General features: G+C 63.3%; 13 protein-coding genes. 12 read left to right on the forward strand and 1 reads right to left on the reverse strand.

The annotated features are described in order from the left end of the window. Nucleotides 1-13: 13 nt before the first annotated feature. Nucleotides 14-1,765, forward strand: a complete 1,752-nt coding sequence (gene yidC / locus D3260_RS11660) for a membrane protein insertase YidC (RefSeq protein WP_120098772.1) — start codon at nt 14-16, stop codon at nt 1,763-1,765. A 25-nt stretch (nt 1,766-1,790) separates the two neighbouring features. Then, nucleotides 1,791-3,155, forward strand: coding sequence for a tRNA uridine-5-carboxymethylaminomethyl(34) synthesis GTPase MnmE (gene mnmE / locus D3260_RS11665; RefSeq protein WP_120098773.1), 1,365 nt, complete (start codon nt 1,791-1,793; stop codon nt 3,153-3,155). A gap of 7 nt (nt 3,156-3,162) precedes the next feature. Here mnmE and D3260_RS11670 read toward each other — a convergent pair whose 3' ends face one another. Further along, entirely contained in the window at nt 3,163-3,996 is an 834-nt protein-coding gene (locus tag D3260_RS11670) for a glutaminyl-peptide cyclotransferase (protein WP_199671482.1), read from the reverse strand. Nucleotides 3,997-4,018: 22 nt separating this feature from the next. On the opposite strand from D3260_RS11670, the gene D3260_RS11675 reads away from it, so the two are divergent. The 10 genes from D3260_RS11675 to D3260_RS11725 all read left to right on the forward strand — a co-directional run bounded on the left by D3260_RS11675 (nt 4,019) and on the right by D3260_RS11725 (nt 14,647). Beyond that, nucleotides 4,019-4,885, forward strand: coding sequence for a formate/nitrite transporter family protein (locus D3260_RS11675; protein WP_120098774.1), 867 nt, complete (start codon nt 4,019-4,021; stop codon nt 4,883-4,885). A gap of 70 nt (nt 4,886-4,955) precedes the next feature. Further along, complete coding sequence (locus tag D3260_RS11680; RefSeq protein WP_120098775.1) at nt 4,956-5,165, forward strand: CsbD family protein; 210 nt, start codon at nt 4,956-4,958, stop codon at nt 5,163-5,165. A gap of 330 nt (nt 5,166-5,495) precedes the next feature. Continuing rightward, complete coding sequence (aceE, locus tag D3260_RS11690) at nt 5,496-8,186, forward strand: pyruvate dehydrogenase (acetyl-transferring), homodimeric type (RefSeq protein ID WP_120098777.1); 2,691 nt, start codon at nt 5,496-5,498, stop codon at nt 8,184-8,186. An 88-nt stretch (nt 8,187-8,274) separates the two neighbouring features. Then, nucleotides 8,275-10,041 carry a dihydrolipoyllysine-residue acetyltransferase gene (gene aceF / locus D3260_RS11695; protein WP_120098778.1) on the forward strand — a complete coding sequence of 589 codons (1,767 nt, stop codon included), beginning with the start codon at nt 8,275-8,277 and terminating at the stop codon, nt 10,039-10,041. A 187-nt stretch (nt 10,042-10,228) separates the two neighbouring features. After that, the gene (gene lpdA / locus D3260_RS11700; protein WP_120098779.1) at nt 10,229-12,076 is read left to right on the forward strand and encodes a dihydrolipoyl dehydrogenase; all 1,848 of its coding nucleotides are present in this window, start codon (nt 10,229-10,231) and stop codon (nt 12,074-12,076) included. Nucleotides 12,077-12,231: 155 nt separating this feature from the next. Continuing rightward, nucleotides 12,232-12,447 carry an addiction module protein gene (locus D3260_RS11705; protein ID WP_120098780.1) on the forward strand — a complete coding sequence of 72 codons (216 nt, stop codon included), beginning with the start codon at nt 12,232-12,234 and terminating at the stop codon, nt 12,445-12,447. A gap of 2 nt (nt 12,448-12,449) precedes the next feature. Then, nucleotides 12,450-12,740, forward strand: coding sequence for a type II toxin-antitoxin system RelE/ParE family toxin (locus D3260_RS11710; RefSeq protein ID WP_120098781.1), 291 nt, complete (start codon nt 12,450-12,452; stop codon nt 12,738-12,740). A gap of 99 nt (nt 12,741-12,839) precedes the next feature. Further along, on the forward strand, nt 12,840-13,112 hold the full coding sequence (locus D3260_RS18130) for a type II toxin-antitoxin system RelE/ParE family toxin (protein WP_120098782.1): 273 nt from the start codon (nt 12,840-12,842) through the stop codon (nt 13,110-13,112). 15 nt (nt 13,113-13,127) lie between these two features. Next, nucleotides 13,128-13,388: a HigA family addiction module antitoxin gene (locus D3260_RS11720; RefSeq protein ID WP_120098783.1), complete on the forward strand. Its 261-nt coding sequence runs from the start codon at nt 13,128-13,130 to the stop codon at nt 13,386-13,388. A 176-nt stretch (nt 13,389-13,564) separates the two neighbouring features. Continuing rightward, a complete protein-coding gene (locus tag D3260_RS11725; protein WP_120098784.1) occupies nt 13,565-14,647 on the forward strand; it encodes a type I restriction enzyme HsdR N-terminal domain-containing protein in 1,083 nt (360 codons plus the stop codon). Nucleotides 14,648-14,787 lie beyond the last annotated feature (140 nt).

Below are 14,787 nucleotides of genomic sequence, written 5' to 3' on the forward strand. Positions count from 1 at the left end.
GGACATCGGAACGATGGATAACATTCGCTTTGCTCTGCTCTGCGCCGCTGCGGCAGTCTGCTTCTTCCTTTATCAGGCCTGGCAGACGGATTACGCCCCCTCATCGCCTCAGGTCAGCCAGCAGGCCGACTCGGCGCCGGCCAGCAACGACGGACAGTCGTCCGACGTGCCGGATATCGGTGCCACACCGTCGAGCCAGGGCTCGAGCACGGCGAGCAGCGGCAGCGGTGGCAGTGCGACCATCGCTGGCAATCGCCAATCCGGTGATCAGGACGGCGGGCCGACGAACAGCGGCAAGACGATCCATGTCGTCACCGACAAGCTCGATGTGCGGATCGACACACTCGGCGGCGGCCTGTCCCAGGTCGCCCTGCGCGGTGTGCCGCTGTCTTCGGCGCAGCCGGACACCAATCTGCGCCTGATCAATAACGGTCTGCCCGATTTCTTTGTCGAGCAGAGCGGACTGATCGCCAAGGACGGCGATGCGCCCAACCACACCACCCGGTTCGACAGCGCCCAGGACAGCTACAAGATGGCCGACGGTCAGGATACGCTGTCGGTACCGCTGACCTGGACCGACAACGCAGGTCACAAGGTCACCAAGGTCTATACCTTCCATCGCGGCAGCTACAAGATCGGGCTTGATCAGCAGGCCCAAAACGAGGCGGGCGCGCCCTGGAATCTCTCACAGTACGTGCGCTACTGGCGCGCACCGCACGACAACACCGGCGATGTGCCCTTCTCGCACGCGTTCTTTGGCGCCGGCTGGTATGCGGCCAAGAGCGGCGATGAATACGCCTACAACACGCGCAGCCGCGACGATATCCTGAGCGATCCGCTGAGTCTGAACCAGAAAGGCGGCTGGATCGCCATGATCCAGCATTATTTCATCGGCGCCGTGATTCCGCCGGAAAACGCCGAAGTGCGTTATTTCGCGCGGCCGAAGGCGATCCAGGGGGTTTCCGGCGGTTACGCCACTGGCTTCGTCGGCCCGCAACAGAGCGTGGCCCCCGGCAACAGCGCCAATTTCAACGCCACCCTGTTCATTGGGCCCAAGTATCAGGATCAGCTGGCCGCGGTTGCCCCCGGGCTCGGTCTGACGGTGGACTACGGCTGGTTCTCGGTGCTCGCGCGCCCGATCTTCAAGGTGCTGGAATTCCTGCATTCCTGGGTCGGCAACTGGGGCCTGGCAATCATTCTGCTGACCTGTGTGATCAAGGCGCTCTTCTACAAGCTGTCCGAGATCCAGTTCCGCGGGATGGCCCGCATGCGCAAGTTCCAGCCGCGCATGGCCAAGCTCAAGGAGCAGTACGGCGACGACAAGGCCGAACTCCAGAAGAAGATGATGGAGCTCTACCGCGAGGAGGGCTTCAACCCGATGGCCGGCTGCTGGCCGCTGCTGGTGCAGATGCCGGTGTTCATCTCGCTATACTGGGTGCTGCGTGAATCGGTCGAACTGCGTCACGCGCCGTTCGTGCTGTGGATTCAGGACCTGTCGGCGCCGGATCCGTACTACATCCTGCCGGTCGTCTTCGGCCTGACGATGTTCCTGCAGCAGCGGCTCAACGTCAGCGCGGCGATGGACCCGATGCAGCAGCGCATCATGCAGATCATGCCGATCGGCATGGCGGTCTTCTTCGCCTTCTTCCCGGCCGGTCTGGTGTTGTACTGGTGCACCAACAACCTGTTGACCATCGCCCAGCAGTGGTACATCTACCGCAAGCTGGACAACGAAGGGCTGAGCCACGGCAAGACCGCCAGCTGACCGGCGGTCGCGCGCAGCGCTGCTGATGCACAGCCCGGGGGCCGATCGACAGACCATTGCCGCACTGGCCAGTGCCCCCGGCCAGGCCGGGGTGGCGGTGGTGCGGGTTTCGGGGCCGGCAGTCAGGGCGATCGCCGGTGCCCTGCTTGGCCGCTGCCCGCCGCCGCGGCGGGCCGAGCTGGCGTATTTCCGCGACGCCGCAGGCCAGACCATCGACCAGGGGCTGGCGTTGTATTTCGCCGGCCCGGCCTCGTTCACCGGCGAAGATGTGCTCGAGTTGCATGGCCATGGCTCGCCGGTGTTGGTCGATCTGTTGCTGGCCCGGCTGGTTGAGCTCGGTGCCCGGCTCGCCGGGCCCGGTGAATTTTCGCAGCGGGCTTTTCTCAACGACAAGCTCAGTCTGGATCAGGCCGAGGCGATCGCCGATGCGATTGCCGCCGGCAGTACCGTGGCGGCACGAGCGGCCATGCGGTCGCTGGAAGGTGTCTTCGCCCGCGAGGTCGATGCGCTGGTCGGCGCGCTCACGGCCCTGCGTGTCTATACCGAAGCCGCCATCGATTTTCCGGACGAGGAAGACGTCGATTTTCTTGCCGATGGCCAGATTCTCGGACGGCTCGATGCATTGCGGGACCATCTGGCCGCGCTACGCGACCAGGCCGGTCAGGGCGCCGGTTTTCGCGACGGTCTGCGTCTGGTCATTCTCGGCCGGCCCAATGTCGGCAAATCGAGCCTGCTGAACCGGCTCGCGCGCCGCGACACCGCGATCGTCACCGCCATTGCCGGCACCACGCGTGACGTCCTCTCCGAGCGGCTGTCGATCGATGGCCTGCCCCTCACGCTCGTGGATACGGCCGGACTGCGCGAGACCGACGACCCGGTCGAAGCCGAAGGCGTGCGCCGGGCCCGGGCCGAAATCGCCGGCGCCGATCGGGCCCTGCTCGTTCTAGACGACGCCGCCGGTCTCACGTCCGAAGACGCCGCGCTGCTGGCCGAGCTGGAAACAAGCGTCGGCGTCACGCTCATCGCCAACAAGATCGATCTATCCGGTGCCTCCGCCGGGCCGTGTCAACTCGCCGGTCGCGAGGCACTGCGCGTGGCCGCGATCGACGGTCGCGGTTTCGACGAGCTGGCCACCCATCTCAAACGGCTCGCCGGGGTCGATGCGAGCGGCGAGCCCGCCTTCGTGGCCCGGCGTCGCCATCTGGTGGCGCTGGATGCCGCGGCCACGGCACTGGAAGCCGCTCGCGAGCGGCTGGTCGTCGAGGCAGCCGGCGACCTGGTGGCCGAGGAACTGCGACAGGCTCAGAACGCGCTCGGCGAAATCACCGGCCGCGTATCGAGCGACGACCTGCTCGGCGAGATCTTCTCGAGCTTCTGTATCGGCAAATAGATCGCGCTCAGCGTGCCGGGCAGCGATGGCTCGCCGGTACCGACTGCGCCGGGTCGGGATCGTTGCCGAGCGCATAGAGCGTCGACCAGTACTTGCCGGTCAGATAGATTCGGTGGCCCGCCGTGTCGTAGGCGATGCCGTTGAGCACGTCGGCGCCTGCCGGTTGTTCGGCGCTCAGTGCGCCGGCATCCAAGCCGCCGACGACGCGGCCCGTGCTCGGATCGATCACGACGATGCGATCGGTCTGCCAGACATTGGCCCAGATCAGGCCGTGAATGACTTCCAGTTCATTGAGCCGGGCCAGCGGGCGGTCGTCGTCGGTGACCGTGATCTGACGCCGGACCTTGAAAGTTTCCGGATCGCGAAAACGCAGCGTCGCGCTGCCGTTGCTCATCGCCAGCGTATCGCCGCATCGGGCCAGGCCCCAGCCCTCGCCCTGATACGACAGATGACCGGCCGGCGCCAGCGTCCGCGCATCGTAGAGGAACACCATGCCGGCCTTCCAGGTGAGTTGATACAGGCGTTGGTCGTATCGAGCCAGCCCCTCGCCGAAATAGAGCCCGGACAGCACGTGCTGTGCCCGAACCCGGCCACTGTGCAGATCGACCCGTCGCAGCGTGGACACCCCGTATTGGCCGGTACTCTCGTACAGGGCGCCGTGCCAGATCAAAAGCCCCTGCGTGAAGGCATCGGGATCATGCGGATAGCGCGCCACCACGTCAGCCGTGGGCGCCGCCAGGGCCGCGTTCGCGCCCAGTGACAGCAACAGAAATAACAAGCCGACGAACGGCGTGCGAACGCCGGTAAAAAGCGCGCGTTTCGGATTACACTGGGAATTCACGATCCCATCCGATAGGACATCGATGGCCGAATCATCGCAGAACAACCGCGCGACCGGACAGAACACCGATGACAACGATCTCGACCACCACCAGCGGCGCGATGCGCGACGCCGCGAGGCGCCCAGTGCGGCCGTGGTCTACGAGGCCATCCGGGCCGAGGCCGAATCCGAACTGACCCGGCCCCTGCCCGGATTGGCCTGGTCCGGGCTCGCGGCCGGGCTGGCGATGGGCTTTTCCTTCGTGGCCCAGGCGCTCTTGCAGACCTATTCGCCCGAAATGAGCTGGGAACGCATCATTTCGAGCCTCGGTTATGCCATGGGATTTCTGTTCGTGATCCTCGGGCGACAGCAGCTGTTCACCGAAAACACCCTGACGCCGGTGCTCGAAGTGCTGCGTTCGAAAAAGCGTGAAACGCTGATCCGCACGCTCAATCTGTGGGGCGTGGTGCTGGCAGCCAATATCCTCGGCACGGCGATCTTCGCCGCCGCCCTGGCCTATGGCCATGTACTGGAGGAGACCATCACACCGGCGCTCTGGCATATCGCCGACTCGGAATATGCTGCCTCGTTCGGGGAAACACTGATCCGTGCCGTCTTCGCCGGCTGGCTCGTGGCTCTGATGCTCTGGCTGCTGCCGTTTGCCGAAACGGCCCGCGTCGGGGTGATCATCCTGGTCACTTTCCTCATCGGCCTGGCGCATTTTCCGCACATCATCGCCGGCTCGGTGGCTGCACTCTATGGCGTGTTCGAAGGCAGCTACACCCTCTGGGCGTATATCGGTCAGTTCTTCGTACCCACGCTCATCGGCAACATCATCGGCGGTGTGCTCATGGTCGCCGTCATCAATTATGCCCAGGTCGCCTATAGCGATACGGCCTCGGAAAGCTGAATCAAGGCTGACCGCGCAGCGTGCGGTTTTGTTATATGCTCGCAAGACGATTTATCGCCGGAGTATTCAAATGGTCGAAGGAACGGATGACAAATGGGAAGGCCGCTGGGATCGCCTGCGTGGCAAGGCGCGTGAGCATTTCGGCAAGCTGACCGACGACGATCTGGAACAGGCCAAGGGCAAGCGCGAGAATCTGGTCGGCCGTATCCAGGAAAAGTACGGCGAGACACGGGAAACCGTGGAACTCTGGCTCAAGGAGTTCGAACAGAAGCATCTCTGATGCGCTCGAGCCATATGAAACATCGGGCCGGCGGATTCTCCGCCGGCCTTTTTTATGCCCGCCGTCCCGCCACGCGGGCGCGTCGCCGGCCCCGATCGGGTGCCGATAGATTGCGCGCCAGCATGTTCGAGCCGAGTATGGCAATCTGTCAGGCCCGTCGTACTTGGCCGCCGTGGCCCGGGTCCGACCAGAAAATGGCATCGTCGCCTGCCCCGCTCGCCCGTCATGACGGCGTCACTCGGCCAGTGGTCGAGTTGTCGCGTTTCAGTCGCGAAGCGTAATATCGGCGGCGATCAACGATCCCGAAATGCTTTGTCGAAGGAGCATCCTATGGCTCAAGCGAGCGCCCATCCCGAGCACGTTGGCGACGTGAGTGACGTCGACGCCCAAGAATCCGCCGAATGGCGCGACGCGCTCGATGCCGTCATCGAGCGAGAGGGCCCGGAGCGCGCCCACTTTTTGCTGGAGATGCTCATCGACCGGTCGCGTCGGACCGGCGCCCAGATCCCGTATTCGCTGAATACGGCCTATGTGAACACGATCCCGCCGCACATGGAGGCCAAGAGCCCCGGCGACCCGGCGATCGAATGGCGGATCCGCTCGATCATCCGCTGGAACGCCATGGCCATGGTCGTCCAGGCCAACCGGCATCACGCCGGTGTGGGCGGGCACATCGCCAGCTTCGCCTCCGCGGCCACGCTTTATGAAGTCGGCTTCAACCATTTCTTCCATGCGCCCAGCGAGGAGCACGGCGGCGATCTGGTCTTCTTCCAGGGCCATTCCGCGCCGGGCATGTATGCCCGCAGCTATCTCGAAGGCCGCCTGACCGAGGACCAGCTCCTCAACTTCCGCGCCGAGTCCACCGGCAAGGGCCTGTCGAGCTATCCGCACGCCTGGCTCATGCCGGACTACTGGCAGTTCGCCACGGTTTCGATGGGCATCGGTCCCATCAACGCGATCTACCAGGCGCGCTTCATGCGCTACATGGAAAACCGCGGCATCCAGAACACCGAAGGCCGCCATGTCTGGTGTTACTGCGGCGACGGCGAAATGGACGAGCCCGAGTCCAAGGGCGCCATCGGCATGGCCGCCCGCGAGAACCTCGACAACCTCATCTTCGTGGTCAACTGCAACCTGCAGCGCCTGGACGGCCCGGTGCGCGGTGATGCCAAGATCGTCGACGAGCTGGAAGGCTTCTTCCGTGGTGCCGGCTGGAACGTCATCAAGGTGCTCTGGGGTTCGCTCTGGGACGGCCTGCTGGCCCAGGACCACGAGGGCAAGCTCGTCGAGCTGATGAACGAGACCGTCGACGGTGAATACCAGGCCTACAAGGCCCGGGGCGGCAAGTACACGCGCGAGCAGTTCTTCGGCAAGTACGAAGAGACCAAGAACATGGTGGCTTCGATGTCCGACGAGGACATCAGCCGGCTCAACCGCGGCGGGCACGACCCGCACAAGATCTATGCGGCCTATCATCAGGCCGTGAACCAGGACAACGGCAAGCCGACCGTCATCCTGGCCAAGACGGTCAAGGGCTATGGCATGGGTGAGGCTGGCGAAGGCCAGAACATCACCCACCAGCAGAAGAAGATGGCCGAGGACGCGCTCAAGGAATTCCGGGATCGGTTCGAGATTCCGATTTCCGACGACAAGATCGCGGATGCGCCCTTCTACAAGCCCGAAGAAGACTCCGAGGAGATCCAGTATCTCCACGCCCGACGCAAGGAACTGGGCGGTTATCTGCCCCAGCGGCGCACCCAGGGCGATGCACTCAGGATCCCCGAGCTCTCGGCCTTCGACAAGCTGTTGCAGGGCTCGGGCGACCGCGAGATGGCCACGACCATGGTTTTCACGCGCATCCTGCAGATTCTGACCCGCGACAAGAACATCAAGGACCGCATCGTCCCGATCATTCCGGACGAGGCCCGCACCTTCGGCATGGAAGGCATGTTCCGCTCGCTTGGCATCTACTCGCCGGTCGGCCAGCTGTTCGTACCCGAGGACTCCGACCAGCTCGCCTTCTACAAGGAAGCGGTCGACGGCCAGATTCTCGAGGAAGGCATTACCGAGGCCGGGGCCATCAGCTCCTTCATGGCAGCGGCCACGGCCTATTCCAACCACGGGACCACCATGATCCCGTTCTATGCCTTCTACAGCATGTTCGGCTTCCAGCGGGTCGGCGACTTCTGCTGGGCCGCGGGCGACATGCGGGCGCGTGGCTTCATGCTGGGCGGCACCGCCGGGCGGACCACCATCAACGGCGAGGGCCTTCAGCACCAGGACGGCCACAGCCACGTGATGTTCGACTGCGTGCCAAACGCCAAGGCCTACGACCCGACCTTCTCCTACGAGATGGCCGTCATCATCCATCGCGGCCTGGTGGAGATGTACGAAGAGCAGCGTGATGTCTACTACTACATCACGATGATGAACGAGAACTACGCCCACCCGGCCATGCCGGAAGGCGTGGAGGACGACATCGTCGCCGGCATGTACCGGTTCTCGGAGTCCGGCACGGACAAGGAAAACCAGGTCAACCTGATCGGTTCGGGCACCATCCTGCGCGAAGTCATCGCGGCGGCGAAGCTGCTCGAGGACGAGTACGGCGTGGGCGCGACCATCTGGTCCGCGCCGAGCTTCACCGAACTCAAGCGCGACGGCCTGACCGCCGAGCGCTGGAACATGCTCCATCCGGAAGCCGAGCAGCGTGTGAGCTTCGTGGCCGACAAGTTCGCCGATGCCAAGGGTCCGGCGATTGCTGCCACCGACTATGTCCGCGCCCTGCCCGAGATGATCCGGCCGTACATGCCGGTGAACTACCACACGCTGGGTACCGATGGCTTCGGCCGTTCGGACACGCGTGAGGCGCTGCGCGAATTCTTCGAGGTGGACCGTCGCTGGATCACCGTCTGCGCGCTCAAGGCCCTGGCCGATGAAGGCAGGATCGAGCGTCGTGTGGTCGGCGAGGCGATCAACAAGTACGGCATTGACCCGGACAAGCCGGAACCGCTCTACGCCTGATCGCACGCAAGGCATGAGTACGCTTTAACCGAGACAAGACCGCGACGGGCATGGAACAACCGTCGCGGCCCGAGCCAAGGAACATTTTATGGCGGCGCAGGAAATCAAGGTCCCGGATATCGGCGATTTCGACTCGGTCGAGGTCATCGAAGTGCTGGTGGCCGAAGGCGATACGGTCGAGAACGAACAGCCGTTGATCACGCTGGAATCGGACAAGGCGACGCTGGAAGTGCCGTCGACCGTGGCCGGCAAGATCACCGAGCTCAAGATCAGCGAGGGCGACACCGTCTCCGAGGGCGACGTGATCGCCATGGTCGAAGCCGACGACGAGGCCGGCTCGGACGACGCGTCCGACGACGCCCCGGCTGCGGCCAGCGACGGCGATTCGTCCGAGACGACCGACGACAACGCCGACGCCGGCGAACAGGCTGCCCCGGCCGATGACGGCGGCGACGATCAGGCCGGTGGCGAGACCGTCGAGGTCAAAGTGCCTGATATCGGCGATTTCGACTCGGTCGAGGTCATCGAAGTGCTGGTGGCCGAGGGCGACACGGTCGAGAACGAACAGCCGTTGATCACGCTGGAATCGGACAAGGCCACCCTGGAAGTGCCCTCCTCGGCCGCCGGTACGATCGCCTCGCTCAAGATCGCCGAAGGCGACACCGTCTCCGAAGGCGACGTGATTGCCACCGTGCAGACCGCCGGCGGCGGCAACAAGGCGGCGTCGAAATCCGACAACAAACCGGCCTCGAACGGCGGCACGGCCCAGGCCAGCGACGCCAAGGCCACGCCTGATGACGGCGGCGCCAAAAAGCCGGACCCGGGGACCGCGTCCCAGGACGACAAGCCGGCCCCGCAGCCGTCGAACACGGGCAACGCGTCGCGCGATGCCTCCAAGCTCAAGTCCGTGGACGAAGAGCGCTTCGGCAAGGCCCATGCCTCGCCCAGCGTGCGCAAGTTCGCCCGCGAGCTCGGCGCGGATCTCGGCCGTATCGACGGCAGCGGGCGCAAGGGCCGGATCACCGAGTCCGACGTCCAGTCCTACGTCAAGAAAGCCCTGGAACAGGCCCAGAGCGGCCAGAGCGCGGGCGGCGCGGCGGCACCCGCCGGTGGGGGTGGCGGCGTGCCAACCCAGCCGGATATCGACTTCAGCCAGTTCGGCGAGGTCGAGACAGTCGAGCTGGAGCGCATCCGCAAGATCTCGGCCAAGGCCGTGCACAAGAACTGGCTGCTCATCCCGCATGTCACCCAGTTCGACAACGCCGACATCACCGAGATGGAGCAATTCCGTCAGGCCAACAAGGAAAAAGCCAAGGCGGACGGCGTCAAGCTGACCCCCCTGGCCTTCCTGCTCAAGGCCGCGGCGGCCGCGCTGAAGCAGTTCCCGGATCTGAACAGCTCGCTCACCGCAGACGGCGCGCATCTCGTGCACAAGAAGTACGTGAACATCGCCGTGGCCGTGGACACGCCGAACGGCCTGCTCATGCCGGTGATCAAGGATGTCGACAAGAAAGGCATCTACGACATCGCCCGGGACCTGGACGATGTCTCCACCCGGGCCCGCGACGGACAAATCCGCGGCACAGACATGCAGGGTGCCTGCTTCTCGATCTCCAGCCTGGGCGGCGTTGGCGGCACCGCGTTCACGCCGATCGTCAACTCGCCGGAAGTCGGCATCCTGGGCGTGTCCAAGCATAGCTGGCAGCCGGTCTGGAACGGCACCGAATTCGAGCCCCGGCTGCTCCTGCCGTTGTCGTTCTCCTACGACCACCGCGTGATCGACGGCGCCAAGGCGGCGCGGATTACCGGCTTCATCAGCGAGAAACTCTCGGACCTGCGTACGTTGCTTCTCTAGGGGCCGCGGCCATGCGGCGGCAATCCGGCGTTGCGGCTCACTCGTGTAGCGCGACTACACAGCGATCACCGCGCCCTGTCTTGCCGCCGCATGACGCGCGCCGGGCCGGTCCGAGCGGTGTCGCTTCGATCGGCCTCTTTTCGGAATTGAAAAATCCGGCCGCGCGCCGGTCAAAGGTGCTGTAACCATGGCCCAGGAAATCAAAGTTCCCGACATCGGCGATTTCGATTCGGTCGAGATCATCGAAGTGCTGGTCGCCGAGGGCGACACCGTCGAAAAAGAGCAGCCGCTCATCACGCTGGAGTCCGACAAGGCCACGTTGGAAGTGCCCTCCCCGGCCGCCGGCAAGATCACCGAGCTGAAGATCGCCGAGGGGGATTCGGTCTCCGAAGGCGATGTGATCGCCATGCTGGAGGCCGCTGAAGACGGCGACGCGGCCGATGATCAGCCGACCGATAACGACGATGCCGCCAAGGCCGACGACGAAGCCGCCAAGCAGAAAGACGCGGCCAAGTCCGAGGACAAGACCAGCAAGCAATCCGACACCGCCGGCGGCGCCGACCGCCCCGCCGCCAACAACGCCAGCGACAAGGTCGAGCCCAAGGCCACCACGCCGGCCAGCGACGACCACAACTACGACTGTGACGTGCTCGTGCTGGGCTCCGGCCCCGGCGGCTACTCGGCGGCCTTCCGCGCGGCCGACATGGGCCTGAACGTCACCATGGTCGAGCGCCACAGCGTGCTGGGCGGCGTGTGTCTCAACGTCGGCTGCATCCCCTCCAAGGCCCTGCTCCACTCGGCCAAGGTCATCGAGGACGCCGCCAACATGGCCCACCACGGGGTCACCTTCGGTAAGCCCGAGATCGACCTGGCCAAGCTGCTGGATTACAAGCAGTCCGTCATCGACCAGCTCACCGGCGGCCTGAAATCCATGGCCTCCAAGCGCCAGGTCAACGTGGTCACCGGCCATGCCACCTTCACCGACGACCACACCCTGGCCATCGAAGGCAACGACGAGGTCAGCCAGGTCACCTTCAACAAGGCCATCATCGCCGTCGGCTCCGAGCCGGTCATGCTGCCCGGCTGGCCCGAAGACGAGCGCATCTGGACGTCCGAAGAGGCCTTGTCGCCGGATGAACTGCCCGGCTCCCTGCTAGTGGTCGGCGGCGGCATCATCGGCTGCGAAATCGCCAACGTCTATGCTGCCCACGGCACCGACGTCGACGTCGTCGAGATGACCGACGCCCTTATCCCGGGGGCCGACAAGGACCTTATCAAGCCGCTCACCAAACGCATGAAGAGCCGCTGCGGCAATATCTGGGTGTCCACCAAGGTCACCGGGCTGGAAGCCGGGGACAAGCTCACAGCGCGCTTCGAGGGCAAGGACGCGCCCGAGTCCAAGGACTACGACCGCGTGCTGGTTGCCGTCGGCCGCAAGCCCAACGGCGCCAAGATCGGCGCGGACAAGGCCGGCGTGGAAGTCAACGAGCGCGGCTTCATCCCGGTCGACAAACAGTGCCGGACCAACGTCGAGCACATCTTTGCCATCGGCGACGTCTCCGGCGAGCCCCAGCTGGCCCACCGCGCCACCCATCAGGGCAAGGTCGCGGCCGAATGCTGTGCCGGCGAAAAAGCCGCCTTCGACGCCAAGGTCATCCCCTCCGTCGTCTATACCGACCCGGAAGTCGCCTGGACCGGCGTCACCGAAACCCAGGCCAAGGCCGAAGGCATCGAATACACCAAGGGCGCCTTCCCCTGGGCCGCCAATGGCCGAGCCATCGGCCTGGACGCCACCGACGGCAACACCAAGCTCCTGTTCGGCTCGGATGGCCGCCTCATCGGCGCGGGCGCGGTCGGCACCGGTGCCGGCGACCTGATCGCCGAAACCTGCCTGGCCATCGAAATGGGCGCGGATGCCGACGACATCGGGCTCACGATCCATCCCCACCCCACGCTGGCCGAAACCGTCGGCATGGCCGCCGAGGCCGAGGCTGGGACACTGACGGACCTGTATATGCCGAAGAAGAAAAAGTAGCGGCGCTGCTTTTTCGCGTGAGACTCAAGGCCGGCTTCTTGCCGGCCTTTTTATTGCGAGAGTACCCAGCACACGATCGCAAACCGGGCCGTGAATTTACTCACCTCACTTATGGCTCTATGCTTTTTGGAACCGTATCGAGCTAATCGAACGCCATGGCTACGAACACCGACAAGGTACTGGAGGACGCGCTAAGCCTATCGGCTGATGAGCGCGCGGCGTTGGTGGAAGAGCTGATCGCCAGTCTTGATCGACCTGACCCGGATGTAGACGCCCTATGGGCGAGCGAGGCCGAGGCACGCATCGACGCCGCAGATCGAGGCGAAATGAAGGCGACTCCAGCGTCGCAAGTGTTCGCTAAATACGATTAGCGTTGGATATTCAGTTTTACGAGGCCGCAGAAGCCGAGCTAGACGATGCGATTGCATACTACGAACACCAGCTACCCGGTCTCGGCGTACGCTACCGACTCGCTATCCAGGCGGTATTGCAACGAATCGCCCAGTTTCCTGAGGCCTACCCACTGCTCAGCCGACGAACCCGGCGCTGCCTCGTCAACGGTTTTCCCTACGGTGTGATCTATCGCATAAACGAGGGCACGATCAGCATCGTAGCGATCGCGCACTTGCATCGGCGCCCGGGCTACTGGGTTAGCCGGAGTTAGCGGTCCACGCACATCGCACGATTTAAGCGCGATTGCCCAGAGGCCGGCTCTTTACCGGCTTATCGTGCTGCGGGCGAATAAACGATAACGCGGCACGTTGTGTTGACCCATGATCCGAAGTTTCCGAGATCGAGAGGCATAGCGTATCTGGCGCGGGCAGGCTTCAAGGAAGTTACCGGCCGATATGCAGAGCGTGCTCTGGCTGAACCTCGTACGCGGGCAACGCGGCGACTCTGGATACCGCCGGCGAACCGGCTCGAAGCACTCAAAGGCAAACGCTCAGGCCAGCACAGTATCCGGATCAATCAGCAGTGGCGGCTCTGCTTTATCTGGGATTACGGGCAGATCGATGACGTGGAAATCGTGGATTAGCACTGAGGTGTTGTCATGACGGAATTAGCGAATATTCACCCCGGCGAAGTCTTGCTGGAAGAATTTCTTAAGCCGATGCAGCTAAGCCAGACACGGCTTGCCAATGCGGTTGGCGTGCCGCCCCGCCGTATCAACGAGATCGTGCTGGGTAAGCGGGCCGTTAGTGCGGATACCGCTGTTAGGCTGGCGAGGTATTTCGGTACGAGTGAGAAATTCTGGATGGGCTTGCAGGCCGATTACGATCTCGAGGAAGTGCATCGGCACGATGCGGCATGATCCCGCCAACGATTAATCGTGGTCTGTCCCTGAGGGTTAGGCGAGCCATAAGCGGATTCTAGGCGGGTCAGGAAAAGCTGCGTGGGGTTAAGCCTACTGTCCCCCGATGCCCAAATCGGGTATTCCGTCTTATCGGATTCCCTTGTAGGGTTTTGAGAGGGACGAGGGGAAATGCCATGGATCTAGCCGATCGACTGCGCGATCTATCGAGCCGCGTAGAGCGCCAATCAGATAATGTCGCCAGCGAAGAAGCCACTAAGACAGCGTTCGTGCTGCCGTTCCTTCAAGCGCTTGGCTACGACGTATTCAATCCGAACGAGATCATCCCTGAGTTCACCGCTGACCACGGCGTGAAAAAGGGCGAGAAAGTCGACTACGCGATCAAGCTCGATAGCCAGATCATGGTGCTCATCGAATGCAAACCGCTCGGCGCCCAGCTCGATGCCAAATATGCCGGCCAGCTCTTCCGCTATTTCGGTGTCACGGACGCCCGCTTCGCCATCCTTACCGACGGCGCTCGTTATCTCTTCTATAGCGATCTCGACCGTGCCAACCGCATGGACGATCGCTCGTTCTTCGAGTTCAACCTACTCGACTTCAACGAGGCACGGGTCGAAGAACTGAAGCAGTTCACCAAATCGACGTTTGACCTCGACAACATCTTGAGCACCGCCAGCAATCTCAAGTATCGCCGGGCTCTGAAAGCCGAGATCGCCACCGAGTTCAAAGACCCGAGCGAAGAATTCGTCAAGATGATTTCAGGTCGCGTGTATAGCGGTCGGTTGACCAGCAGCGTTAAGGCGGAGTTCGCGGCTCTGACGAAAGCCGCCTGTGCCGAATTCATTCGGGACCGCGTGAACGACCGTATCCAGAGCGCGTTCGAGAGCGAGGGCACTCCATCGCCTGATCCTTCCGAGCCCGTAGATCCGAACGCCGAACCAGACGCGTCCGGCTCGGCCAAGCCCGGCATCGTCACAACACCGGAGGAATGGCGAGCGTACCGCATCGTTCAAGCCATCGGCGCTCGCATCACCGACCCCGAGCGTATCCATATGCGAGACGCCAAGCGATACTGCGCCATCCTTTTCGACGACAATAACCGACGAACGATCTGCCGGCTGCACTTCGGAGCAAGGAAAAAGTCGATCGAGGTGTTTACGCCGGATGAAGAGCAGCGGTTTGAGCTAGAGAGGATTAGCGATATTTATAAGTACTCGGATGCCGTAACGAGTGCTATTGGGCAGTATTTAGATGCTTAACGTGGTCTGTCCCCAATGCCGTTCACTTTACGATTCGCACGGAATAATCCGGCCTTCGATTGAGCGGTTCATCGCCTTTTCGCGACAAATAGTCTTTCGTACGCCGCTTGATTCGCCTTGGATTGGTTCGGCCTCTGGGG

The sequence above is a fragment of the Salinisphaera sp. Q1T1-3 genome, assembly GCF_003602005.1.
GTDB lineage: Bacteria > Pseudomonadota > Gammaproteobacteria > Nevskiales > Salinisphaeraceae > Salinisphaera.